Origin of the sequence: Vibrio sp. CCB-PB317, from assembly GCF_022808245.1 — a bacterium.
GTDB classification, from domain to species: Bacteria; Pseudomonadota; Gammaproteobacteria; order Enterobacterales; family Vibrionaceae; genus Vibrio; species Vibrio diabolicus.
In genome coordinates, this window is sequence record NZ_JALGNU010000002.1 from 355,920 (window position 1) to 378,604 (window position 22,685).

Annotated in this window: 26 protein-coding genes; 17 read left to right on the forward strand and 9 right to left on the reverse strand. The window is 45.5% G+C overall.

Going from position 1 to position 22,685, the window contains the following annotated elements; translation table 11 throughout:
• Positions 1-4 precede the first annotated feature (4 nt).
• From fliP to MTR11_RS10760, 3 genes are read right to left on the reverse strand one after another with little or no spacing between them, the layout of a single operon-like run.
• A complete protein-coding gene (fliP, locus tag MTR11_RS10750; protein ID WP_005398045.1) occupies positions 5-763 on the reverse strand; it encodes a flagellar type III secretion system pore protein FliP in 759 nt (252 codons plus the stop codon).
• Between the two features lie 18 nt (positions 764-781).
• Positions 782-1,153 carry a flagellar motor switch protein FliN gene (fliN, locus tag MTR11_RS10755; RefSeq protein ID WP_005398044.1) on the reverse strand — a complete coding sequence of 124 codons (372 nt, stop codon included), beginning with the start codon at positions 1,151-1,153 and terminating at the stop codon, positions 782-784.
• Positions 1,150-1,968, reverse strand: a complete 819-nt coding sequence (locus MTR11_RS10760; RefSeq protein WP_005398043.1) for a FliM/FliN family flagellar motor switch protein — start codon at positions 1,966-1,968, stop codon at positions 1,150-1,152. Before MTR11_RS10760 ends, fliN begins: the two co-directional genes overlap by 4 nt.
• A 384-nt stretch (positions 1,969-2,352) precedes the next feature.
• Between MTR11_RS10760 and MTR11_RS10765 the strand changes: the two genes are divergently transcribed.
• From MTR11_RS10765 to fliJ, 8 genes are read left to right on the forward strand one after another with little or no spacing between them, the layout of a single operon-like run.
• Positions 2,353-3,372: an OmpA family protein gene (locus tag MTR11_RS10765; RefSeq protein ID WP_053808281.1), complete on the forward strand. Its 1,020-nt coding sequence runs from the start codon at positions 2,353-2,355 to the stop codon at positions 3,370-3,372.
• Positions 3,372-4,703 carry a sigma-54 interaction domain-containing protein gene (locus tag MTR11_RS10770; RefSeq protein ID WP_006741978.1) on the forward strand — a complete coding sequence of 444 codons (1,332 nt, stop codon included), beginning with the start codon at positions 3,372-3,374 and terminating at the stop codon, positions 4,701-4,703. The genes MTR11_RS10765 and MTR11_RS10770 overlap by 1 nt, the downstream gene beginning before the upstream one ends.
• Before the next feature lie 15 nt (positions 4,704-4,718).
• Positions 4,719-5,075, forward strand: a complete 357-nt coding sequence (fliE, locus tag MTR11_RS10775) for a flagellar hook-basal body complex protein FliE (protein ID WP_005375045.1) — start codon at positions 4,719-4,721, stop codon at positions 5,073-5,075.
• Between the two features lie 3 nt (positions 5,076-5,078).
• Positions 5,079-6,827 (forward strand): flagellar basal-body MS-ring/collar protein FliF, encoded by a 1,749-nt coding sequence (gene fliF, locus MTR11_RS10780; protein WP_031780427.1) that lies wholly within the window; start codon positions 5,079-5,081, stop codon positions 6,825-6,827.
• Positions 6,796-7,809, forward strand: a complete 1,014-nt coding sequence (locus tag MTR11_RS10785; protein WP_005394839.1) for a flagellar motor switch protein FliG — start codon at positions 6,796-6,798, stop codon at positions 7,807-7,809. The genes fliF and MTR11_RS10785 overlap by 32 nt, the downstream gene beginning before the upstream one ends.
• Before the next feature lie 4 nt (positions 7,810-7,813).
• Entirely contained in the window at positions 7,814-8,569 is a 756-nt protein-coding gene (gene fliH, locus MTR11_RS10790) for a flagellar assembly protein FliH (RefSeq protein WP_243327492.1), read from the forward strand.
• The gene (fliI, locus tag MTR11_RS10795) at positions 8,562-9,908 is read left to right on the forward strand and encodes a flagellar protein export ATPase FliI (RefSeq protein WP_243327493.1); all 1,347 of its coding nucleotides are present in this window, start codon (positions 8,562-8,564) and stop codon (positions 9,906-9,908) included. The genes fliH and fliI overlap by 8 nt, the downstream gene beginning before the upstream one ends.
• 24 nt (positions 9,909-9,932) lie before the next feature.
• A complete protein-coding gene (gene fliJ / locus MTR11_RS10800) occupies positions 9,933-10,373 on the forward strand; it encodes a flagellar export protein FliJ (RefSeq protein ID WP_005394844.1) in 441 nt (146 codons plus the stop codon).
• A 13-nt stretch (positions 10,374-10,386) separates the two neighbouring features.
• On the opposite strand, the gene MTR11_RS10805 is transcribed toward fliJ, so the two are convergent.
• Positions 10,387-11,391 carry a trypsin-like serine protease gene (locus tag MTR11_RS10805; protein WP_243327494.1) on the reverse strand — a complete coding sequence of 335 codons (1,005 nt, stop codon included), beginning with the start codon at positions 11,389-11,391 and terminating at the stop codon, positions 10,387-10,389.
• A 125-nt stretch (positions 11,392-11,516) separates the two neighbouring features.
• Positions 11,517-12,407, reverse strand: coding sequence for a LysR substrate-binding domain-containing protein (locus MTR11_RS10810; protein ID WP_006741976.1), 891 nt, complete (start codon positions 12,405-12,407; stop codon positions 11,517-11,519).
• Between the two features lie 129 nt (positions 12,408-12,536).
• Between MTR11_RS10810 and MTR11_RS10815 the strand changes: the two genes are divergently transcribed.
• The 5 genes from MTR11_RS10815 to MTR11_RS10835 all read left to right on the forward strand — a co-directional run bounded on the left by MTR11_RS10815 (position 12,537) and on the right by MTR11_RS10835 (position 15,929).
• Positions 12,537-13,460 (forward strand): DMT family transporter, encoded by a 924-nt coding sequence (locus MTR11_RS10815; protein ID WP_005394849.1) that lies wholly within the window; start codon positions 12,537-12,539, stop codon positions 13,458-13,460.
• A gap of 99 nt (positions 13,461-13,559) precedes the next feature.
• The gene (locus MTR11_RS10820) at positions 13,560-14,006 is read left to right on the forward strand and encodes an SRPBCC family protein (RefSeq protein ID WP_005394850.1); all 447 of its coding nucleotides are present in this window, start codon (positions 13,560-13,562) and stop codon (positions 14,004-14,006) included.
• A gap of 83 nt (positions 14,007-14,089) precedes the next feature.
• Complete coding sequence (locus MTR11_RS10825; RefSeq protein WP_047009782.1) at positions 14,090-14,842, forward strand: phosphatase; 753 nt, start codon at positions 14,090-14,092, stop codon at positions 14,840-14,842.
• A gap of 155 nt (positions 14,843-14,997) precedes the next feature.
• Positions 14,998-15,387 (forward strand): cytochrome b562, encoded by a 390-nt coding sequence (locus tag MTR11_RS10830; RefSeq protein WP_005394852.1) that lies wholly within the window; start codon positions 14,998-15,000, stop codon positions 15,385-15,387.
• A gap of 176 nt (positions 15,388-15,563) precedes the next feature.
• A complete protein-coding gene (locus tag MTR11_RS10835; protein WP_104972915.1) occupies positions 15,564-15,929 on the forward strand; it encodes a hypothetical protein in 366 nt (121 codons plus the stop codon).
• On the opposite strand, the gene MTR11_RS10840 is transcribed toward MTR11_RS10835, so the two are convergent.
• From MTR11_RS10840 to MTR11_RS10850, 3 genes are all read right to left on the reverse strand, one after another.
• A complete protein-coding gene (locus MTR11_RS10840) occupies positions 15,909-16,292 on the reverse strand; it encodes a VOC family protein (RefSeq protein WP_114322783.1) in 384 nt (127 codons plus the stop codon). The two genes, MTR11_RS10835 and MTR11_RS10840, sit on opposite strands and share 21 nt — an antisense overlap.
• Before the next feature lie 30 nt (positions 16,293-16,322).
• Positions 16,323-17,252 carry a LysR family transcriptional regulator gene (locus MTR11_RS10845; RefSeq protein ID WP_243327495.1) on the reverse strand — a complete coding sequence of 310 codons (930 nt, stop codon included), beginning with the start codon at positions 17,250-17,252 and terminating at the stop codon, positions 16,323-16,325.
• Positions 17,253-17,329: 77 nt separating this feature from the next.
• A complete protein-coding gene (locus tag MTR11_RS10850) occupies positions 17,330-17,803 on the reverse strand; it encodes a hypothetical protein (RefSeq protein ID WP_237284443.1) in 474 nt (157 codons plus the stop codon).
• Between the two features lie 288 nt (positions 17,804-18,091).
• Here MTR11_RS10850 and MTR11_RS10855 point away from each other — a divergent pair, with 288 nt between their 5' ends.
• The 4 genes from MTR11_RS10855 to MTR11_RS10870 all read left to right on the forward strand — a co-directional run bounded on the left by MTR11_RS10855 (position 18,092) and on the right by MTR11_RS10870 (position 21,900).
• On the forward strand, positions 18,092-18,775 hold the full coding sequence (locus tag MTR11_RS10855; protein WP_243327497.1) for a spondin domain-containing protein: 684 nt from the start codon (positions 18,092-18,094) through the stop codon (positions 18,773-18,775).
• 9 nt (positions 18,776-18,784) lie between these two features.
• Positions 18,785-19,480 carry a spondin domain-containing protein gene (locus tag MTR11_RS10860; RefSeq protein WP_243327498.1) on the forward strand — a complete coding sequence of 232 codons (696 nt, stop codon included), beginning with the start codon at positions 18,785-18,787 and terminating at the stop codon, positions 19,478-19,480.
• A gap of 198 nt (positions 19,481-19,678) precedes the next feature.
• A complete protein-coding gene (locus tag MTR11_RS10865; RefSeq protein WP_048625388.1) occupies positions 19,679-20,410 on the forward strand; it encodes a response regulator transcription factor in 732 nt (243 codons plus the stop codon).
• Between the two features lie 116 nt (positions 20,411-20,526).
• Complete coding sequence (locus MTR11_RS10870; protein WP_114322785.1) at positions 20,527-21,900, forward strand: sensor histidine kinase; 1,374 nt, start codon at positions 20,527-20,529, stop codon at positions 21,898-21,900.
• A gap of 30 nt (positions 21,901-21,930) precedes the next feature.
• On the opposite strand, the gene MTR11_RS10875 is transcribed toward MTR11_RS10870, so the two are convergent.
• Positions 21,931-22,446 (reverse strand): superoxide dismutase family protein, encoded by a 516-nt coding sequence (locus MTR11_RS10875; protein ID WP_114322786.1) that lies wholly within the window; start codon positions 22,444-22,446, stop codon positions 21,931-21,933.
• Positions 22,447-22,685 lie beyond the last annotated feature (239 nt).

Here is a 22,685-nt window from a genome sequence, read left to right on the forward strand (position 1 = left end):
CTATTTAACCGAAACTGGCAGATAATGTGCCAACCGTCATTGCCCAGCCATCCACGAGTACAAACACTACCAGTTTAAAAGGGAGTGAAACAATCAAAGGCGATAGCATCATCATACCCATTGCCATGAGCACACTGGCGACAACCAAGTCGATAACTAAGAAGGGGATGAAGAGCATAAAGCCAATTTGAAAGGCGGTTTTTAGTTCACTGATGACAAACGCAGGCAAGACAACCGCAAAAGAAATATCCTCAACGTTTTGGTCGAGTGGTTCATTGGCAATACGCAGCATTTGCTCAAGAGAGCTTTGATGAGTTTGTGCCAGCATGAATTCTCTCACTGGTTTCTCTGCTACAGAGAATGCTTGTATTAGCGTGATTTCACCATTGTCATACGGTTGAAATGCATTTTCATGAATATCGCTCCAAACAGGTCGCATGATCAGCAAGGTCAATGCCAAAGCAATCCCAACCAATACGCGGTTAGGAGGACTTTGTTGAAGACCAAGGGCTTGGCGCAAAATCGCGAGGACGACGATAATCCGAGTAAAGCTCGTTGCCATCAGAATGAATGCTGGAAGAAAACTGAGCGCCGTCATCAACAACAGAATTTGCAATTTAACGCTGTATTCTTGCTGTGTGTCGCCATCAGAAACGGACAAGATAGTTAAGCCGTTGTCTGCCGCCATGGTTGGGAAAGCAAACAAAAGTGACACCAGTACCAAAAGAGGTAACCAACGGTGCCAAGCGCTCAGATTTTTCATTGTGATGCCTACCTAAGATTATTGACCAACGCCACTCAATGCAGAGTCATGTACATCGATCAGACGAAGTCCGTACTTATCATTAACAACGACGACTTCAGCGTGACCCATTAGAGAGCCGTTTACCTTTACGTCTAAAGGCTCACCATTGAGCTTTTCAAGTTCGATAACCGTGCCTTCTCCGGCTTTCATTAAGTCCCCAAGTGGGATTTCTTTGCTTGCAACTTCCAGCGTGACAGTGACGGGAATACTTTTGAAAAAGCTAAGATCACGTTCCGCAGTTGCTGGTTCTTGTTGGAGCGTACTTTCAGCTTCAAAGTCTTCTAATTGAAAGTCGTCAAAGTTCAATTCTTCTGCGTCGAATGCATTCGTTTCTGGCGCTTCGCTCATCGCTGCGGTTCCTTATCAGGGTTAAAGATCAAAACAAGTTGGCCGTCTTGCTCAGCAATACGACCTGTAAATAAAGATTGGTTACCAATGCTGACTGGAACCGTATTAAGAAGCTCAATTGGTAAAATATCGTTAGGTTGTAAGCCTACAACGTCGCTCAACGGCATCTTCTTTTTACTTAAAACAACATTCAGTCGAACAGGCGTTGCCTCTAAAGAGCGACAGAATGGTTGGTACAAATCCGTATCGGGCTGCAGTTCAAGCTGCTCGATCAGTGTTTGAATAAGGTGGCTATCTAGTTTGAGATGAATTGAGCCTTGGTGATCGTCAAACGCGATGTTTAACTGCACGTTAATCCCAATCCCTCGGGGGGCTTCGTACTCACCCATTTCCCACATCTCACCTGGTGCAAGCCAACCAATAATGATACGACTGATTCTCTCTTGTAGGCGGAGGTCACTTGCTGTCAGTGTTGTTGCTGAACGCTCAGTGCTGGCACCATAGAACCGATCCGCCAGTTTTATTAACGTGTGAGCATCTCCATGAACAAATACCATGCCGCCCTCTTGGTGTTGATAGGTTGACGTTTGGTCTTTATCCATTTTTATTGGTGTAAAGCGATGCAAGTCTACAGAGGTTAAGCTAGCTTCCACTTTACTCGTACTGAGCCAATTTTGTAATTCAATCGTAAGGCTGGAACAAGACTCTGAAATCAAGCCTTCAAGCTTTTCACGAATGATATGAATAGGTTTGCCTAATAATTCTACATCAAGTAGTTGAATATCAGAAATAGGCTCGCTAACTCTATTTTCCATTTATATTTTACCGTGCGTTAACAATCGAAACTGTTTTAACTTAATGGCGTGTAGTCTACACAGAAATTTTAATGATCTTTTAGTTTCAAACTCTAAGATTGTGACTTTAGTTCACATGTTGCCTTGAGCATATAGTCTTAATCTTTTAATAAAATTTAAAAAGGGTTAGTTTCCTTTATAAATTGCTTAATAAGAAAATATAAAAATATTAAGCGTTTTTAGTTGTTATTAACTTTTTAAAACCATCTTCATGGTGTAACGGCTAATTTAGATAATTAAAATATAAGACATTGTTTTTAAAGCTTAAATCTTGATTTCAAAGGTTTGGCTATGCTCTTGTGAGTATTTTGTAACCAGTTTCAATATTCAGAATAGGTAATTAACATGATTAGCTATGCCAGTTATCACGGCTTAGTGGCATATTTAATTAAATTGATAAGGTCATGGAATTGTAAGATATACATGAACCCTAACGGTTTAATAAATTGTAAAATATTTATTTTTGTCAGTTTGCTAGTGTCTAAGGTGACATATTCAGGTGAGGTTGTGACCATCCCCATGGACCTTTCAAAGTGGACATATAAAGGAAACAACTTTGAATGCAACTTATTGCACTCAAGCACGCCGTATGGGAAGTTTTATTTCCGTTCGGAACCTAACAATAAAACTTATTTTATTTCCGATATACATTATGAAAATAATAAATGGAAAACGATTGCTCTAATAAGTCAAAGTGCCCCATGGTCTAGTGAGCTTTATAGAAAAGAGTTTGCCACCCTTGATTTTACTAAGCCATCCCAACGATTTGTCTTCAGCAAAGGTGCTGATGAACTCATGGATTCAATTGCTACTGGTAATTGGGTGACGTTGTCACTAAAGGGAAGTAATGCTTCCTCTTTGTCGGAGATTGTGATTCCGACTATTCAAATTCAAAACGCGCTCAAGTCATTTAATGCCTGTCGAGCGCGTTTGCCTAAGCTTTCGTTTTCAGAGGCACGAAATCTTGTTCTGTCTTTTGACTTTGGTCAGAAGGCGCTAAGTCGTAAGCAGCAAGAAACGCTCGCAGCACTAAATAGCTATGTATCTGTTGATGATCGTGTGACCAAGATCTTAATTGATGGCCACACCGATAACGTTGGTTCTAGCTTGGCGAACCTTTCAGTATCACGTACTAGAGCAGAGCAAGTTGCCGAGGCCTTAGTTGAACTTGGTATTGATAAATCGATGCTCGAAACAAGAGCGCATGGTTCTCGTTACCCAATTGCCAGCAATAGTTCGACGAAGGGCCAAGCGAAAAATCGACGTGTAACGTTGCGCCTAGTTAGAGATAACGAACGAACGGCAGTGAAACACCACCCTGATGTACAACAACAAAATCAACAAACGAAAGTTAAGGTTCAATGATGACGAAAACGAAAATTTTGTTGGTTGAGCCGAATGAAGCTCTTGCTCAACCAGTATTGGATGTGTTGCAAAATGCAGGTTACACCGCAAAACACACTCGTACTGGCCGAGGCGCATTACTTGAAGAGCGAGCAGAAATCACTCTTGTGAGCTCTACTTTACCGGACATGTGTGTCCGCGAGTTTGTTGCTTGCCACCAAAAGCAACGTAACTCTGGTGTTGTTATCGCTATTGTCGATCAAGAGCAGGGAATCTTGGCGGCTGAGACGATGAAATCGGGAGCAACCGATTATCTATTACGCCCATTTGAAGCGAATCAGCTGCTTAATTTACTGAAGCGCGTTGAAGCGTTAGGTAAGCCAATGGCCAACATTGTTGCGGAATCTTGGCGAAGCAAGCAGGTACTGCAATTGGCGCATCGTGCCGCTTGTACCAGCGCCAGTGTGTTAATTACAGGCGAATCGGGAACGGGTAAAGAAGTGCTGGCTCGATATGTGCATGAGCACTCTCCACGTATTGATGGTCCATTTGTGGCGGTTAACTGCGCCGCCATTCCAGAGTCGATGCTAGAAGCGGTTCTATTTGGTCATGTAAAAGGTGCCTTCACAGGAGCGACTAACTCTCAAAGCGGTAAGTTTGAAGAAGCGAATGGCGGGACGATTTTGCTAGATGAAATCGGTGAAATGTCCCCTGCAGTTCAAGCCAAGTTATTACGCGTTCTTCAAGAGCGTGAAGTGGAACGCGTAGGCAGCCACAAGGCGGTGAAGCTTGATATTCGTGTTATTGCGGCAACCAATAAAGACTTACGTGAAGAAGTTCAAAAAGGCACATTCCGTGAAGACCTTTATTACCGATTGGATGTTTTGCCTCTGCACTGGCCGCCTTTGCGTGAAAGAAAAGAAGACATTTTACCGATCAGCCAATTCTTTATTGAAAAGTATCAAGATAGCAGTCGCTGTCATCTATCCCAAGATGCGATCAGTGCGCTGAGTCAGTATCACTGGCCAGGCAATATTCGCGAGTTGGAAAATGTCATTCAGCGTGCATTGGTCATGCGTCATGGTGACTACATTACTGCCCATGATCTGATGCTGCCTATTGAACTTGTTGCGCCAGTTCCATCCGCTGAGCCAGCTTCAAGCTTTGGTCATGTAGAAGCGAAGAAGCAGGCCGAATATCAATTTATTTTAGAAAAATTACGTCAGTTTGGTGGAAACCGAACGAAAACCGCAAACGCGCTTGGAGTATCAACTCGAGCGCTACGCTACAAACTCGCAGCCATGCGAGAACATGGTATTGATTTACAGTCGGCACTAGGCTCGGCTGCCTAATAGGAGAAAAAATAGATGGCAAGTCAACCTACTCATGCGGTCTCGGCAGAGCAACTTATGTTGTCAAAAATGCAGGCGATGCAGGCACAAGTGCAGCCGCCAGAGTTTATCGTGAGTGCAAATCCTTTAGATCAACAATCACTAAACGCACCATTATCGTTCTCACAAGCGATGACAAATGTGTTGGATACAGTGAATCAACATCAATCAGTGGCTAGTCAAAAAATGACGGCCGTAGAAACAGGAAAAAGTGATGACCTAGTTGGTGCGATGGTCGCTAGCCAAAAAGCCAGCTTATCATTTAATGCTTTGATGCAAGTGCGCAACAAAGTCGTGACCTCATTTGAAGATATTATGAAGATGCCGGTGTAATTCATGTCAGAACTAACCCCCCAAGTCGCCGGAAATACAGCCATGACCTCCGGCTCAGCACAGACATTTTCTACTGCGAATAGCATGGACGATGTAACAACGAAGCTGAAGCAAATCTGGTCGAGTAGCCAGAGAAACCTAGTGTTATCTGCCGTACTCGCTGCGATTGTTGCGGCAATCATTGTGGTCGCTCTTTGGAGTTCCTCACAAAGCTTCCGTCCACTGTATAGCCAACAAGAACGTTTTGATATCGGAGAGATTGTCTCGGTATTAGAAAGCGAAGGTGTAAGCTACCGTATGCAAGAGCAAAATGGCCAAGTTCTTGTGCCTGAAGGCGAAGTTGCGAAAGTTCGCATGTTGCTTGCATCAAAAGGTGTTAAAGCCAAACTGCCGACAGGTTTGGATTCGCTTAAAGAAGACAGCTCTCTCGGTACAAGCCAATTTATGGAAACGGCGCGTTACCGTCATGGTTTAGAAGGTGAGTTAGTACGCACTATCATGTCTCTGAATTCAGTGGCGAATGCGCGTGTTCACTTAGCTATTCCTCGTCAAACCTTATTTGTTCGTCAAAACAGCGAGAACCCTTCAGCGTCAGTGATGCTTGAGCTGAAACCTGGCGAAGACCTCAAGTCTGAGCAAGTTGAAGCAATCATCAACTTAGTGGTTGGTAGCGTGACGGCGATGAAGCCTGAATTTGTATCTGTTATCGACCAATATGGCCGTTTACTCAGTGCAGATGTTGCTTCGGCGGAAGCAGGTAAAGTCAATGCAAAATACCTTGAATATCAAAAGAACGTTGAGAAGCAGATCATTCAACGCGCAGCAGACATGCTTACGCCAATTGTGGGTCCGAGTAACTTCCGTGTGCAAGTTGCTGCCGATATGGACTTTAGCCAAGTTGAAGAAACGCAAGAGATTTTGGATAACGCACCTGTCGTACGTAACGAGCACACCATTCACAACAACTCAGTTGACCAAATCGCGCTAGGCGTACCAGGTTCTCTAAGCAACCAACCGCCAGTAACTGGTGAAGAAGTAGAAACGAACGATAGCCAAAACACCAACGCACGCTCTGAAGTAAACCGTCAGTATGCAGTGGGGAGTAGTGTTCGTCGTACTCAATACCAACAAGGTCAAATTGAGAAAATGAGCGTGTCGGTACTGCTGAACTCGAAAGCCTCTCCGGATGGTGTTGCTTGGAGTGAAGCAGATAAAGAGCAGATTTCAAATATGATCATGGATGCTGTCGGTATTTCTGCGGCACGAGGTGACAGCTTAAGCTTGATGAGTTTCAACTTCACTCCAATTGAAATTGATGCGCCTCCTGCGCTGCCGTGGTGGCAAGACCCTACAGTACAGCAGCCAATACGTTACGTTATCGGTGGTTTGTTAGGCTTGGCGATGATCTTCTTCGTACTACGCCCATTGATCATGCACCTCACTGGCGTTGATAAGCCAGTACCAGAGTTAGACTTTGCAGAGCCGCAAGAAGAGCCTGATTACGACAACCTGCAAACGCGTGAAGAGCGTGAGCATGAAGAAGTGCTTGATCGTCGTCTATCAGAAAAAGGTATCTCAGCCTCTTCCGGTTTAGATGTAAACAGCGACATGCTGCCTCCAGCCGGTTCGCCACTAGAGATTCAATTGAAACACCTACAGCTTATTGCCAATGAAGAGCCAGAGCGCGTAGCCGAAATACTGAAACAATGGGTAAACATCAATGAACACAGTTCCATCAAAGCAGACGCTTAGTTATGTAGAACAAACCGCGCTCGTGCTATTAGGCATGGGCGAGGATGCCGCTGCGAAGGTTTTACAGCACTTTAGCCGTGATGAAACCCAGCGGGTGACTCGTGCAATGGCGAAGTTGAATGGCATTAAGAGCGATTCCGCTCGCGGCGTTATTCAAACTTTCTTTGAAGACTTTCGTGAGCACAGTGGCATTCGTGGAGCTTCTAAAGAATATTTGTCCAATACGCTACGTAAAGCATTGGGTAATGATTTGGCAAAAGGGCTGCTGAATACGCTGTATGGTGATGAAATTCGCAACAATATGCAGCGCTTACAGTGGGTGGAAGCAGAAACGCTTGCTCGTTTCATTGTGAATGAGCACCCGCAAATGCAAGCGATTTTTCTTGCGTATTTGCCAGCCGATAGCTCTTCAGCAGTGTTGAAGCACCTGCCACAAGATTACCATGACGAAATCTTGTTCCGAATTGCTCAGTTGCAAGACATCGATCATCAAGTTGCTATTGATTTGCATGAGCTCGTTGAGCGCTGCATTGAAAAAGTATCTGCAAGCCAAAGCACACCGCTATCTGGTGTCAAGCAAGCTGCTGACATCATTAACCGCTTTGAAGGTGATCGCGGGTCGTTGATGGAAATGCTGAAGTTGCATGATGAAGATGTCGTTAATGCCATTGAAGAGAATATGTTCGACTTTATGGTTCTTGGTCGTCAGCGTGAAGAAACCATGGACATGCTGGTGCAGCAGATCCCACTAGAATTGTGGGCAGTTGCACTCAAAGGTTCAGAAATTACGTTACAGCAAGCCATTAAACGTTCTATGCCTCAGCGTATGGTGAAAGCACTGGAAGACGATATGGAAGCGCGCGGGGCTGTTGCGCTAAGTCGTGTTCAAAAAGCGCGTCAAGACATCATGCAAATGGTGCGTGAGTTGGATGAATCTGGTGAAGTTCAGTTGCTTCTTTATGAAGAGCCAACGGTGGAGTAACGTCATGGTAGAGACAAAATCAAGTACGATGCGACTGCCGCCGAGTGGATACCGTTTGCACCGTTTTCCGCCTTTGGCGCAGCCTAAGGTTATAGAAGACGAATTCGGGCTAGATAACCAGGGTTGGCAAGAGCCGCAAGTTGATATTCAACAACAGCTTGAAGCCGGTTTTCAACAAGGTTTACAGCAAGGGCATGAGGAAGGCTTACGTCAAGGTATCGAGCAGGGTAAGCAACAAGGTCTGCTAGATGGGCAAAAAGAAGGCTTCCAAAAAGGCTTTGTGTCTGGTGAGCAGTCAGGAAAACAGAGTTTTCTAGAGGCGGCGAAACCCGTGAACGAGCTCTTTCATGCGCTGTCTCGCTGGCAAGACGAAAAAGAGCAACAGCAACGCCATATGATTTGTGAGCTGGTACAAAAAGTGGCTCAGCAAGTGATTCGTGCTGAGCTCACTTTAATGCCTCAACAGATCCTTGCTTTGGTGGATGAGACATTGTCTGCCATGCCAGGCAAAGCGGAAACCGTAACCGTGCATTTAAATCCGCAGGATTTAGAACGAATTACTCACATTAATGCTGATCTACCACAATCTTGGAAACTGGTGGCTAATACGGAACTTCCGATTGGTGGCTGTCAACTAGTGACCGATGATGCAGAGGCGGATGCAAGTTGCGACTCTCGTTTAGAAGCCTGTATGGACAATGTAAAACAACACCTTTTGGATGAAGTTAGTATTCCGCAGGTAGAATCAGAGCATGAGTAATACCTTAAACCATGAGCTATTGAGTGAGCGTTTGAGCGAAGCATTGGCTTCGCTCGATTCAATCCCTGTTGCTCGCGTGACAGGGCGCTTGATTAAAGTAAACGGCTTAATGTTACAAGCCGTTGGGTGCCGGTTTAAACTGGAGCAGCGCTGTCTCGTAGAAACCGCAGAAGGCGACATGATCGAAGCGCAAGTGGTGGGGTTTGAGCACACTATTGCTTACCTAATGCCTATTCGGCGCTTAGGTGGCTTATTTGCTGGTGCGAAAGTCATTCCTCTGGACGGTGACAGTACCGTGCAGTTAAGTGCTCAGTGGTTAGGGCGAGTGCTGAATGGTTTAGGTGAGCCGTTGGATGACGGGGCACCGCTAAAAGGGGGAGATCGTGTTTCACTTGAACCAAAACCGATTAACCCTTTGAAGCGACGTCCTGTTGATACCCCACTCAACGTTGGGGTGCGCGCAATCAATGGACTCTTGACCGTCGGAAAAGGGCAACGCATTGGCTTAATGGCGGGCAGTGGTGTCGGTAAAAGTGTTTTAATGGGGATGATCACCAAAAACACCGAAGCCGATGTGATTGTGGTCGGTCTTATTGGTGAGCGAGGCCGAGAGGTACGCGAGTTCATCGAACGAAACTTAACCCCAGAGGCGCGCAAGAAGGCGATTATCATCGCGGCTCCTGCTGATGAATCCCCGCTGATGAGGTTAAGAGCGACACTGCTTTGTCATCGCGTTTCCGAGTATTTTCGAGACCAAGGCAAAGATGTTCTGTTGTTGATGGATTCTCTCACTCGATACGCCATGGCACAGCGTGAAATCGCTCTTTCGCTTGGCGAGCCTCCGGCATCTCGCGGTTATCCGCCCTCTGTCTTCAGCGTGTTACCGCAACTCCTTGAGCGTGCGGGCAACAGTGAAAATCAGCACGGTAGCCTAACCGCAATTTATACCGTGTTGGCGGAAGGGGACGACCAGCAAGATCCTGTCGTGGATTCTGCGCGTGCTATCTTAGATGGGCATGTCGTATTATCGCGTCAACTTGCCGAGCAAGGGCACTATCCTGCCATTGATATTAATGCGTCTATCAGCCGTTGTATGAGCACCTGTACACAGGAGGCGCATAGCACGATCGCGAATAATTTCCGCCAGATGTACTCCAACTATCTTCAGGTGAAAGAATTACTGCCGTTAGGAGGCTATCAACCGGGGCAAGATCCTGAATTAGATCAATCTGTTGCTATGTATCCAAACTTACGCGCGTATTTACAACAAGCCGCCAATGAGTCAGTGGATTACCCAACCAGTTTGACCGAGCTCGCGCAGCTTTTTCAAAGTGCTTAACCAAATGGGAGTGGTATCGTTGAGATGAAATCCAAGTTAAAAGCAGTGGGTAAGCTGCAACAAATGGAAGAAAAGCAACGTGATCGTGTGGGTCAACAACTTGATGCTATGCGTCAACGTCACTCCCATCTTTCAATGCAGTTGGAACAATTGTCAGCATTGAAAGGCCATGCGGGACAATCAACCAGAACTGTTCCAACACTGACAAGCGCTGCGCTGATGAACTTTAATCGTGTCGATCAAATGCTGCAAAAAATGCTTCGCCACCATGAGCATGAACAAGCCGTCATGCAAGCGGAATGCGCGTCTGTACAAAAAACGCTGGAGCACAAACACGCTCGTGTTCAAGGGTTAGAAAAAGTGCTCGAACGATGGCGTACTAAGCAAAATTATGAAAAAGCGAAAAAAGAGCAAAAAATAATAGAAGACATCATCAACTCTCGTGTTAAGCGCAAGATATTATGATGTCTTATCGAAGCTATTTGGAGCGCGAATAATTTCTTCGGCGTCTTAGCCAACCAAACCAGCCTCCAAGCATGATCATCCCTGCGCCAAGTGCGCCACCACTACTGCGATTATCCTCAAAGCCAGATGTGTTGGTATCTTCTGGTTCAAAGCCGGAATCACCTTCACTATGATAATCTTCTGTGCTTGCTAAGAGAGCATTGTAACGAGTCTTCACTCCCGAGCTGGTTTGGGCTTCAATCCATGTTGTGTAATTTAGAACCTCAGTAAACACACTCGGAATCGCAGCGGATTCACAAACAGAAGAACCATAGCTTACAATACCGATTTGTTGATACATTCCGTTATTGTCTTGATAGGTGAGAGGGCCACCAGAGTCACCGCTACAAATACCGGTATAACTGCGCTCAGGAAACCCATTGGCACATAAGCTTTCTTGAGCATTAAACCCGGTCACTAAAGAAGCACATTGCGCATCGGTGAGTGGTTTTACTTCCGCCCATCGCAAATAACTTGGTCCATTTTCATCGTTGGTCGAGGTTTGCCCTAAACCGAATATCTGATAAACCGATTGGCTGCTGTAATCACCAAAATCTTGCGGCAACGTAATGGATTGAACGTTGTCGGTGATCGGGTGGGTAAGTTCAAGTACGGCGATATCATTAATCCATAAATCACTAGGCTCGTAATTTGGATGAATGACGATAGAGCGAACATCTTTGAATTCTTCAACAAACACATCATTCATTGTCGGGTTTTTTACTAAAACTCGTAGATCATTGATTGTCCATCCGTCAGAAAAAACACTCGGCTCTACACAGTGAGCGGCGGTTAAAATGAAGCGGTCATTAACAATCGTGCCGCCACAGATGTTGGCAAATTGATTAGCGCCAGTTTTGTGTAGAATGAGTCGTGCGAAAAAGGGCAATTGATTTTGAGTGGCTTGCTGGCCGCCTATGATTGCCGTTGAGATGCCTTGCTCTGAATGAGCGTCTTCACTTTCAGCGACTGCACTCATGGGTACTACGAGGCAGAGTACGCTTAACCATATTTGATACCGCTTCATAAACCATCCTTGGATGAAAAGTGCTCTTTCTAACTTTATACTAATTTTTCAATGAATGTGCTTAACAAAAGGTTTCTTTAATTGAATGATTGTTGCAACCACGAGCGCAGAAGGTGAAACGATTCCAGCTTTAGCTTGTGTGGTGGGCAAACAAAGTAAAACTGTTGGTTAGGATTAATGACGGGTTTACCCAGCTCGATTAACTGGCCATATTTGATGTCATCTTTCACAAACAAGCGATGAGTCACCAATAAGCCTAAACGACGAGTCGTCGCCTGCACGGCTTGTATCGACATATTAAAAGTGATTGGTTTTTTGCTTTTAGGTCGCAGGATGCCAGTCGCATTCTGCCACACGTTCCAGTCATTTTTTCTTCGTTCGTTAGTGACTTCAATGATGGGATACTGCTTTAACAGTTGAGCGATATTTGAGTCATTCGTCTTAGCTATCAATTCAGGGCTACACACCAAAACCAGTTCATCTTCACTGAGCTTTTCACAGTAATAATCTTGCCATTCCTCGGTGTTTCCATGCACGAGTGCTGCGTCGATGCCTTCTTGTTCTAGATTAAACCTGCCAGACAGGTTGGATAAACGAACGTCTAATTGCGGAGCAAAGTCCTGCAAACTCGACATTCGCGGAATCCACCAATGCAGCGCCAAGGAATTCACCATATTAAGCGTAATACGTTGCAAGTTTTGGTCTTGGATTAGCGCTTCTGTGGCATCGACAATTTGTTCTAAAGCTGGCGCAACCTTTCGATAATATTTTTTACCGTCAGCATTAAGTTGAACTTGTCTGCCTACGCGATCAAACAGAGGTTTGTTGACCTGAGTCTCCAGTGATTTTATCGCCTGGCTCACCGCCGAATGACTCACACTTAATATCTGCGCTGCTTCTGTCATGCTGCCAGATTCCGCCACGGCGACAAATGCATAGATGGATTTTAGAGGGACTAATTTACGCATATTTTAGAAACCATAACATGATGAGAGATAAGTTAACCTGTAAGTTTTTCTTACATTAATGGTTAATATTACTCGCTATTTACAATAAGTGATATCTCATAAAATACTCCACATATTAAGGAGTATCGAATGAATGCAGTAAATAAATCTATCCTTTTCATGCTGATGTCTACGTTAAGCTTATCTGTTACTGGGTTGTTAGCAAAGCAGTTGACAGGTGAACTTTCCGTCACACTGTTTAGCTTCTTACGCTTTTTGGCTCCTGCACTTATTTTGCTTGTCTTACTTCGTTTCAAAAATCTTACCTTTCCTAAAGCTGGGACGTTAAAACCGATTTTGCTTCGCGCCTTCTGTATCGGCTTATCACAGTTGTGTTTCATCGCGTCATTACAAACGTTAACGCTGGTAGAAGGGGTGGTATTGTTTGCCACTGGCCCATTATTTATTCCTTTGGTTGAAAAGCTGTTTATGGGAGGCCACATTCGCGTTTCAACATTGGCGGCTTTAGCAATGGCGTTTACTGGAGTGGTTATGTTGGCGGGAGTTGGTGGGGAGTTTACTTGGCGTTCGGATTTATTACTCGGTCTAGCTGGTGGACTCTTCAATTCCGGCTCTCAGCTTACGCTATATAAAGTGAGTAAAACTGATATGTCGCCATTAGAAATCAACTTTTGGGCGTTTGGGTTTGCTGCCGTATTTCTGTTACCGCTAACGTTGTTTAACGACATCGATGTTTTCCTCAAAGCCAATGTGATGGAATCTACTGTTTCTTCTAATATGCTGTGGCTCGGTGTGATGTCCCTGATGATCATTAACACCCAAGTTTTCCGCTCCAAAGCGTATCAACTGGCAAGCAGCGGCTCTCAACTTGCACCACTTATTTTTACCAACCTACTGTTCACTGCGGTTTGGCAGAGTGCGTTTTTCGATGACCGAATGAGCCAAAGCCAAATTATCGGGATGAGTTTAATTGTGCTCGCAACCATACTGAACACATGTTGGGTTCGCTTTACGGCGCATCGTGGTGGCAGGTTACAAGCGAGAACTTCTTAGCCTGTCGGAAAATAGAGGATTAAATAAGGCAAATCAGAGGTGAGGTTTGATTTTTTCTGACAATGAACTAGCGTCAAGAAAGGTTCAGGGAGAGAAATAATGCTTACGCTAAATTATTACGTTGAGATTTCGGCTACACCGCAACGGGTGTGGGAAGTGCTAACCGATGCTGAGTTATACAAACGCTGGGCACAGGCTTTCTCACCCCAGTCTCAATTTGATGGGATATGGGAAGAAGGGCAAGACATCACTTTTTTTGATCCCGATATGGGCGGAACGCGAGCGACTATCGATATCGTGCAACCGCAACAGCGCCTTGAATTTCATCACATTGCCATTTTTAATCCGGATAATAGGCAGCAACTGGATGGAGATTTAGCATCTAAGTGGATTGGATCACGAGAGATCTATCAGATCGACACCAACAGTGATCGTTTGTTACTCAATGTCACCATTCATACGCACAGCGACTTTGTTTCTATGTTTAATCACGGATGGGAAAAAGCGTTGCCCCTAATAAAAGCCATCAGTGAGGAGCAAGCTTAAGTCTGATACTCATCTTGGGCTGACGGTACGTCACGTGTAGGTATACAATAGCACGCAAGATAGCGCACCTAAGAGAGTGGATGATGGAATTTAAAGTTGATACCCATACACATACGTACGCCAGTGGTCATGCGTACAGCACCTTGATTGAAAATGCAAAATTGGCGAAAGAGAACGGCTTGGATATGTTCTGTACGACCGATCACGCAGAATCAATGCCGGGCGCGCCGCATTACTGGTTTTTCTCCAACCAAAAAATCCTGCCTCGATTTTTAGACGGTATCGCGATCATTCGGGGTGTGGAATCCAACATTCTTAATACCGAAGGCGACATCGATATTCCGCTGAGTGTCGATCGTAACCTAGATTGGGTTATTGCAAGTTTCCATGAACCTGTTTTTCGTCCTGCAAACAAAGAAACTCATACGGAAGCGCTCATTAGTGTGATTCAAAACGGTCGTATTGATGCGCTTGGCCATCTTGGGAATCCAAATTTCGACTTTGATTTTCAGGCCGTTTTAGCGTGCGCGAAAGAGTATAATGTTGCGATTGAAATCAATAACACCACGCTAAAAGGGAATAGCCGAGTGGGTAGCGTAGACCGTTGCCACGAGATTGCACAAATCGGTAAAGATCTCGGTGTCTTCTTCACAACAGGAAGTGATGCACATTTCTGCCATGATGTTGGTAATCTGGATTTGGTTGGAGAGCTAATGGATAAAGTGGGTATCGATAGCAAAAAAGTGATTACTCACACCGCCCAGCAGTTTTTGTCTTTCTTAGCTCTGAGAGGCCGTAAGCCAATTCCAGAGTATGACGACATTCGCAACGCATAAACTTGATTACATTTTAGGTATGCACCTGGCGTAAGATTGCTTTACACTGCGACCCGGAAATACTCAACTAAGCTAGTTTGTCGCCTTTTATGGCGTGGGTTATTTGGGTAAATAAAGCCGACACAGAATTCGGCACTATAAATGGAGAAGTGAAAATGTTACGTCCTTTAGTCCTAGGGTGTGCGATTGCGTTTGGCTCAACATACGCAATGGCAGAAGCGGTTGATTTAAAACAAAACATGAAGCAGATGAAGATGGAATTCAAACAGGCGGCAGAAGCGTCGGATGTTGAAACCATGAAGTCTGCAATTGATAGCTTGCAAGCAATCGTCGAGCAATCTAAGCGCGGTAACTATCCACCAGAGAAATTCGATACCTACTTAGAAGGCTTTAATAAACTAACGGTAACGTTAGACAAGATTGAAGCAGACTTAGACGCTGGTAACCTGCAAGACGCGAAAGCACAATTACGTGAAATTGATAGCCTACGTGAAGAATACCATGACAAGCGTAACCCAAGTATTTGGAGTAAGCTGTTCGGCTAATCGCGATAAAAGCTGACAATAGAATATGAAAATAGCCTGCCGTTTTGGTGGGCTTTTTTGTGTCTGTCAATTGCGTTATTGAAGAAAAGCTGTGAGGTGGCAACCACTTATTGATCCTGTTTTTGAGCTAGCACTCAGAATTAGTTACGCTGAATTAAATTTGTTAAGTCACCGTTATGCGTAGATTAATTCCTTTTTATCGCTCCATGCTATTTGCTAGTGCTCTAAGTTGGGTGCTAGTGACGCTTATGCCTGTTATCAATGCTCATGGTAACAGCATGGGCGTGTGGGCGACGCTATGTACGCTTAATGGTTTTGAATTGGTTCAAATCGAAGAAAGTGACAATGCCGTCAGCCATAAAGGCAAACCTTGTCCTTTTAGCCACTTTTCGACTTTTCATCATGATTCACTTCCAACTACACCAATACTTCCACAACTGAGCTTGGTCATTTCTGAAAGCTACACTTTTTTGGCTCTAAGTGTACGATTTGAAACGCCAGTTCCTCGTGCCCCACCAAAGTTAGCGTTGATAAACCTCTAGCGGCAAGCCATCTGGATCTTTGAAAAAGGTAAACGCTTTGCCTGTAAATTCATCGATGCGAATGGGCTCTACCTCAATTTCTCTCGCCTCTAAATATTCTTTAACATGCTCGACATCATCCACTTGAAAAGCAAGGTGGCGTAACCCCTGAGCTTCAGGAAAGCTCGGTCTCTCTGGTGCGTCCGGAAAGCTAAATAGTTCAACTTGGCTACCGTCAGGCAGAGCAAGGTCAAGTTTGTACGAGTCTTTGGCTTTACGATAATTTTCAGCAATGACTTTTAGCCCTAACAATTCGGTGTAAAAGCGTTTTGACCTTGGATAATCACTGCAAATGATCGCGACGTGATGAATGGCATTAAACATGGTTAGCCTCTTCAAACATGGTTAGTATCCTCAAGCATGGTTAGTGTCCTCGGAGACTAAATGCTCCTTAACGAAGTCGATAAACACGCGCAGACGAGCAGGCATGTATTTGGTTTGCGCATACTGCATCGCGATAGCGCCGTGGTAGTTACTCTTTATCATCCAATCCGGTAGCACCTCTACCACTTCTCCTTGCTCTAACGCGTCTTTGATCACGAAGTCATGGAAGATCCCAATTCCCAAGCCAGACTTAACCCCGTTCAAGCGCATTTGAGAATGGTTGACGGCGTAGCGTCCACTTACTGCAATCGAATGAAAGGCTTCCTCTTTAAAGAACGACCAGATGTTGTCTTTGTCGTTCTCGGCAAGGTAAATACAGTCGTGTTGCTCAAGCTCGGTTGGGTGCTCAGGCATACCGTGTTTGGCAAGGTAATCTGGAGAGGCACACAAAACAAGATTGGTCTTGCTGATCTCTTTGAGTACCAGATTCTCATCGGGTTTGTCGGTGAGCTTAAATGCTACGTCGATACCTTGGCGAAAAAGATCAATCTCACCATCAGCAGCACGTAGCTTGAGCTGAATGTTTGGGTAGCGATCTAGGAATGGCAACACAAATGGTTGAAGCACCGAGTTAAGAAACGCTTCGGGTGCAGCCACTGTGAGTGCACCCGTGGGCTCGGCATGATCTTCAGCCGATAATTCAACCGCTTGCTGCGCCGCATTCACCATGGCGATGCTTTGGTCGTAAACCTTTTGCCCCGCTTGAGTGATGATCAACTTGCGAGTCGTTCGCTCGAACAGTTTCACTGAGAGGGCTTGTTCTAACCGTGTGATCAACTTACTTAAAGCCGATGGCGTCACGCCAAGCTGTTTGGCTGCAGCGGTAAAACTGCCCTCGTTTACCACTAAGATAAACGAAGCAAGATCAGGAAGTAGGGCAATGAGTTTTGGATTAACCATAATTGTTCAGTTCTGCGCAGCGGAATAACGATATTGTCTGGTACGGTTTCAAGAGGTTCAAGTGTCACCGTCTCGCTTTAACGATATTTTGCTAAAAATGTATTGAGTGCAGGCAAGCCGGATTCACCAGTATGGTATTGTTGCCAACAGTGATAAATGGCTGTTTCGTGGTCTGCAATTAACTCGATAGCTTCTCGCTCAGCGATTGAATATTGCTGCGAAGCTTTCACTTCTTCATGCCACTCTTGATACTTGACCTCATAAGGTTCTACCCACTTCAGAAGAGTCGCTACCAACTCTTGCCATGGTAAACCAATCCACTTGGTTGCATCTGCCAAGCCTTTATCCAGCATCTCTTGGTGTCGACTTTCGATATCCATGCCATTTGTCAGCAGTACAGGTTTGAGCTTTTCTGCGGTGAGGTCTTCCACTTCAATCAAGGTTTGCCACAGCGTTTGTTGTTCACTTTGGGCGTAATGGTTCAAGTAGTGGTTGAAAAAAGCGATGCCGTAGATTTCGCCATAGTAGGCAGACAGAACGTTATGAATCATGGTGAGAATCGTGATTTAAACAGGGAATACCGCATTGTAGGAGGGGAAAGCGCGAAGTGTAAACTCCTGATTAAGAGTAAAAAAGTGCTGCTGACAGAATTCGAACAGAACTTGTGAGAATTTTATGAGAATTCGATGAAGTTGCTGATAGATTTGCTCGTCATTCTTAGAGGCAAGAACGCAAAACGTTCGAAACGTAATGCTTAACCTACTCAAGTCACGAACAAAGAAGTAAAGCCGTACACATGGGCTTGGGTAGTTCAACCCTCATTAAAGGATGGAATCACAATGAAAAAACGTACCCAACTCGGACTCGTCATGACTTCAGTCGCTATGGCACTCGGCTCTGCATCAGTGAATGCGGCGGAATTGGAAATCACCGTGACAAACGCAACCAAAGGCATCTACTTTACGCCACTTATTGTTGCCGCACATGGCTCTGATCTTCAAATGTTCAGAACGGGTCAAGCAGCGACTTCAGAACTAGAAGCAATGGCAGAAGGCGGTGATATCTCTGGTCTTGCTAGCGTGATTGGTAACGCTGGTGGTGCGGTGGTTGAGAACCCTGCTGGTGGCATTTTGAATCCGGGTGTTGCAACCACCTTCACCTTAGACAGTGGCGACCACGGTTATCTTTCTCTAAGCGCGATGTTGCTGCCAACCAACGATGGCTTCGTCGGTCTGGATAGCTGGAAGATTCCAACGGAAGCGGGTACATACCGAGCAACGCTAAGAAGCTACGATGCCGGTACAGAAGCGAACGATGAACTTGCGTCTAGCATGCCAAACCCACCTTTCATTACCTTTGGTACTGGCGGCACAGGCGTTGAAGCAACGGTAACTAACGACAAAGTTCACGTGCATCCGGGTAACCTTGGTGATAGCGATCCAACCGGCGGCATCAGTGACCTAGACAGCAGCAGCCATCGTTGGTTAAACCCAGTTGCAACCATCACAATTGTTGTGAAGTAAGGAGGATGTATGAAAGTCAGAATCTTACTAGTAGCAGCTTCAGTCGGCTTGCTCGCCGGTTGTCCAAGCGATGATGATAATGACGTAGTGAAATCGTACCGTTACACCGTCAACGTGGCGAACTTGACTGCGAATCAACCTATGTCTCCGCTTGCGGTACTCACTCACAATGGTGACTACCAATTGTTTGAAATTGGACAAGCGGCATCTGTTGAACTTGAGCATCTTGCTGAAGGCGGTAGTAACGCCGAGCTGATTGAATTGATGAACAGCAATGACAGTGTTTACCAAGGTATTGCAGGTAATGGATTGGTGTTGCCGGGGGCATCGGACGAAGTCACCATCACGGTTGATCCTAGTCGTTACGGTTACTTGTCTGTGGCGTCTATGTTTGTGAATACCAATGATGCCTTTGTTGGCGAAACGGGACTATCGCTCAAATCGCTCGCAGTGGGTGAAAGCTACGAAATGAGCATGAACGTTTGGGATTCCGGCACGGAACTGAACGATGAACTTGCTGCAACCATTCCGGGCCCAGCAGGTGGCGGTGAGGGTTTCAATGCCGCCCGTAATGACAGCAATGACGTTGTTGCATTCCATGCGGGTGTTGTTAGCCAAGATGACGGATTAGCAAACTCAGCACTCTCTGCGAACCATCGTTTCTTGAATCCAGGTGCGAAAGTCACCATCACTCGAGTCGAGTAACACAGGCTCCGATGACGTCTCCTTTCCAAAGCGCTTGTAGCCGAGCGATTTATCCCTCATGGCGTCATCGGAACCTTTTTATTACCTAAGGTGATACTCGCTGAATATAGCAGTAAGGGAGCACTTGGTGATATGAAAGAAATGTTAGTTTGTTCCGGTCATGTGCAGAGTGGCTTTACGTAAGTTAGGGAAAGGATCATGGAACGACAAGCTAGCTATTTATCGGCGAAGATTTTACTGGTGGAAGACGACGATGATTTGGCAGAACTGGTTCAGATGCATCTTAAGTTTCAAGGACACCAAGTGTCGCGAGCAACAAATGTCGCCGATGCTAAAGCGCAATATCAGCAACACCCCTTTGATTTATTGATCCTTGACCGAGGTTTACCAGATGGTGATGGCCTAGACATCTGCCATTATTTGCGTCAGCAACAAGATTGGATCCCAGTGCTTATGTTGACAGCAAGAGACGGTGAAATGGACAAGGTTGACGGTTTAGAAGCGGGAGTGGATGACTACATCACTAAGCCATTTAGCGTATTAGAGTTCCAAGCGCGAGTACGTAACGTGCTGCGCCGAGTCAGTCAAACCGCAGAGGCCAAAGTAGCAAATGAAGCCCTCGACGAAGCGATGGATTTTGGTCCGCTAAGAATCATTCCGGAGTTGCACCAAGTATCCCTAAACGACAAGGATGTCACTCTTACCGCGACAGAGTTTACTTTGCTGCAGTTTCTCGCGACTCGTCCGGGCAGAGTCTACAGTAAAGATGAATTGCTCGATCACGTATGGAACACCAGTCATTCTGGTTATCACCACACGGTGTGTAGCACCATTAACCGTTTACGCAGCAAATTGTCTTTGTCTGATTCAGATCATCACTTCATCCAAACCGTGTGGGGCGTTGGGTATAAGTTTCAACCAAGACACTAATGCAAAAAAGCAAGTCAAAATATCAAGCCAAGACAGTAAGTCGGCAGTTGTTTTCACCGTCATTTTTCAATCATCACGGGTGTTTCAAAAACACCGCTGTTTAAGGAGGCGATAGGATGAGCTTCAAATCTCGCTTGGTAGTATTTACCAGCTTGTGGTTCTGCCTCGCGGCGGTGGTGATTGCACTGACTTACAATTGGCAAAAAGAAACCATCGAGTTACGCACTAAGCAAAGTTTGCACAAAGAGCTAGCCAGCCACATGCGTGATGATAATCCGCTGATGATCGGGACGGATTACAACCCTAAAGCGCTAAAGTCGATCTTTCACACGCTCATGCTGATTGGCCCTGATTTTGAAATCTACTTCCTCGATAGCCAAGGCAATATCACCACCCATGCTGCGCCAGATGGGGCAAAGCTTATGGACTCGGTGGATCTGAACCCCATTCAGCAATTCTTAACCAACGAACCGCTTCCCATATTAGGCGAAGATCCTCGTAATCGCGGTGAACACAAAGTGTTTTCTGTTGCGGCGATAGAGGAATTAGGCTCTACGGTCGGTTATCTCTATGTGGTGATTGGCAGTACCCGACATGACGCCATTGCCAATGCGCAAGTCGATACCCCTTACATCGCGCTGGCAGGATTGGTCTTAGTGTCCATTTTAGGCTTTGCTCTCGGGGCTTATGTGCTGGTCAAACGTAGCCTCTTGAACCCGATTGAGCGTGTGACCAAGCAACTTCAACAGCAAGCCGAACATGATTTTCACCTGCAACCTGACTTTACTGACCAAGTGCCGGAGCTCGTGCCGATTGCGCACTCTTATCAGATGATGGCGAAGCACATTCAGCAGCAGTTTTTACAGTTGGAGTATCAGTCTTCTCATCGCCGTCAAAGCTTATTGCAGCTCAGTCATGATTTAAAAACGCCGTTATCGAGCGTGCTTGGCTATCTGGAAACGTGGCGTTTGCAGCATCCGGGATCCGATCCGCTGATTGATATCGCGTTCCGAAATTGTGAGAAGCTCTCAACTCAATTGCACTCTTTATTAGACGCCGCGCGTAAAGAGGAACCAATGCCAAACTATGAGTACCGCCCCATAGATCTTGGCGCGTTGATGGCAGAATGTGCCGAGACGATGCAGAGCCAGTTTTCTCGTAAAGAAGTGGTGTTGAAAGTGGATATGGATAGCAAGATCCAAACTGTGGGTGACAAAGGACTCTTAGAGCGGTTGGTATTGAACCTGCTTGAAAATGCGTTGCGTCACAGCCCAATCGGCTCGGAAGTGCATTGCCAAGCGCATTTGAGTGAGGATAAGTCGCGAATCCTGTTCACTTTTGTCAATCGAATTGATAAAGATGCCGTCGGGGGCGCATTAGGAATTGGTACAAAGATAGTGCAGTCAATTTTAATGTTGCACCACAGCTACTTAGAGACGTGCGAGACGGACACTGAGTATCAACAAAAATTCGCACTTCTCGCTACTTGAGGAGAAGCGCGAATTTGGCTTATCGAATGACTACTTAATAACGCCACATACAACGCGCGCACCGCCGCCGCCTAATTTAGCAGGATGGTCGGAATGATTGTCACCACCAGCATGAATCATTAATGCTCGGCCTTTTAAATCTGATAATTTTAGGCGAGGCGCGACAACGGGCTGATTAGCATTGCCATGCATGTCCACGTAGAGTGGAGGCAGGTCGCCTAAATGATTGTCATCGGTCCAAGGGTAGCCATGTTTCCCTGTGTTGCTGGGGTCATAGTGACCACCTGCTGCACCGCCAAGGACGGTTTTGCCATTCTTCTCCGCGCTATCGCACGATGGATTGGTGTGAACATGGAAACCGTGCACCCCTGATGACAAACCTGATAACTGAGGCATAAATACCACGCCATAGTCACTTTGTGAAATCTCAATGGTGCCAGCGCTCTTCTTGCTGTTGAGATCGGTCATCGCGACAGTCTGCGCAAGTACATTAGGAGCGGCTACGAGAGTGGCAGCAACTGAAATGCATAGCAATCCTTTTAACATGGGACTTCCTTCTTTTTGGTTGTACGCTCAAGCACATATTAGTGAAAACTTCTCTTCCTTATGTCTGTTGAGCGGTGGGTTTATGTCAGAGAGTGATGTGTCTCACTCTATGGTCTTAAACTGGTATCTATCTGCGAAACCAGTTCTCCTTTATTAAGACTTAACATATTGAGATTGTTCAGATATAAAAAGAATAGACGTCAATCAAAAAATAGCCTGAATATTTTTAAATTAACGCA

What these genes read in the sequence shown, in the direction of transcription:
- fliP (WP_005398045.1), bottom strand. Translation starts at nt 763, where the DNA reads ATGAAAAATCTGAGCGCTTGGCACCGTTGGTTACCTCTTTTGGTACTG.
- fliI (WP_243327493.1), top strand. Translation starts at nt 8,562, where the DNA reads ATGAGTAATACCTTAAACCATGAGCTATTGAGTGAGCGTTTGAGCGAA.
- MTR11_RS10760 (WP_005398043.1), bottom strand. Translation starts at nt 1,968, where the DNA reads ATGGAAAATAGAGTTAGCGAGCCTATTTCTGATATTCAACTACTTGAT.
- fliH (WP_243327492.1), top strand. Translation starts at nt 7,814, where the DNA reads ATGGTAGAGACAAAATCAAGTACGATGCGACTGCCGCCGAGTGGATAC.
- MTR11_RS10875 (WP_114322786.1), bottom strand. Translation starts at nt 22,446, where the DNA reads ATGTTAAAAGGATTGCTATGCATTTCAGTTGCTGCCACTCTCGTAGCC.
- MTR11_RS10865 (WP_048625388.1), top strand. Translation starts at nt 19,679, where the DNA reads ATGGAACGACAAGCTAGCTATTTATCGGCGAAGATTTTACTGGTGGAA.
- MTR11_RS10830 (WP_005394852.1), top strand. Translation starts at nt 14,998, where the DNA reads ATGTTACGTCCTTTAGTCCTAGGGTGTGCGATTGCGTTTGGCTCAACA.
- MTR11_RS10765 (WP_053808281.1), top strand. Translation starts at nt 2,353, where the DNA reads ATGATTAGCTATGCCAGTTATCACGGCTTAGTGGCATATTTAATTAAA.
- MTR11_RS10785 (WP_005394839.1), top strand. Translation starts at nt 6,796, where the DNA reads ATGAACACAGTTCCATCAAAGCAGACGCTTAGTTATGTAGAACAAACC.
- MTR11_RS10805 (WP_243327494.1), bottom strand. Translation starts at nt 11,391, where the DNA reads ATGAGTGCAGTCGCTGAAAGTGAAGACGCTCATTCAGAGCAAGGCATC.
- MTR11_RS10855 (WP_243327497.1), top strand. Translation starts at nt 18,092, where the DNA reads ATGAAAAAACGTACCCAACTCGGACTCGTCATGACTTCAGTCGCTATG.
- fliJ (WP_005394844.1), top strand. Translation starts at nt 9,933, where the DNA reads ATGAAATCCAAGTTAAAAGCAGTGGGTAAGCTGCAACAAATGGAAGAA.
- MTR11_RS10770 (WP_006741978.1), top strand. Translation starts at nt 3,372, where the DNA reads ATGACGAAAACGAAAATTTTGTTGGTTGAGCCGAATGAAGCTCTTGCT.
- MTR11_RS10840 (WP_114322783.1), bottom strand. Translation starts at nt 16,292, where the DNA reads ATGTTTAATGCCATTCATCACGTCGCGATCATTTGCAGTGATTATCCA.
- fliE (WP_005375045.1), top strand. Translation starts at nt 4,719, where the DNA reads ATGGCAAGTCAACCTACTCATGCGGTCTCGGCAGAGCAACTTATGTTG.
- fliF (WP_031780427.1), top strand. Translation starts at nt 5,079, where the DNA reads ATGTCAGAACTAACCCCCCAAGTCGCCGGAAATACAGCCATGACCTCC.
- MTR11_RS10835 (WP_104972915.1), top strand. Translation starts at nt 15,564, where the DNA reads ATGCGTAGATTAATTCCTTTTTATCGCTCCATGCTATTTGCTAGTGCT.
- MTR11_RS10845 (WP_243327495.1), bottom strand. Translation starts at nt 17,252, where the DNA reads ATGGTTAATCCAAAACTCATTGCCCTACTTCCTGATCTTGCTTCGTTT.
- MTR11_RS10850 (WP_237284443.1), bottom strand. Translation starts at nt 17,803, where the DNA reads ATGATTCATAACGTTCTGTCTGCCTACTATGGCGAAATCTACGGCATC.
- MTR11_RS10820 (WP_005394850.1), top strand. Translation starts at nt 13,560, where the DNA reads ATGCTTACGCTAAATTATTACGTTGAGATTTCGGCTACACCGCAACGG.
- MTR11_RS10810 (WP_006741976.1), bottom strand. Translation starts at nt 12,407, where the DNA reads ATGCGTAAATTAGTCCCTCTAAAATCCATCTATGCATTTGTCGCCGTG.
- MTR11_RS10825 (WP_047009782.1), top strand. Translation starts at nt 14,090, where the DNA reads ATGGAATTTAAAGTTGATACCCATACACATACGTACGCCAGTGGTCAT.
- MTR11_RS10870 (WP_114322785.1), top strand. Translation starts at nt 20,527, where the DNA reads ATGAGCTTCAAATCTCGCTTGGTAGTATTTACCAGCTTGTGGTTCTGC.
- MTR11_RS10860 (WP_243327498.1), top strand. Translation starts at nt 18,785, where the DNA reads ATGAAAGTCAGAATCTTACTAGTAGCAGCTTCAGTCGGCTTGCTCGCC.
- MTR11_RS10815 (WP_005394849.1), top strand. Translation starts at nt 12,537, where the DNA reads ATGAATGCAGTAAATAAATCTATCCTTTTCATGCTGATGTCTACGTTA.
- fliN (WP_005398044.1), bottom strand. Translation starts at nt 1,153, where the DNA reads ATGAGCGAAGCGCCAGAAACGAATGCATTCGACGCAGAAGAATTGAAC.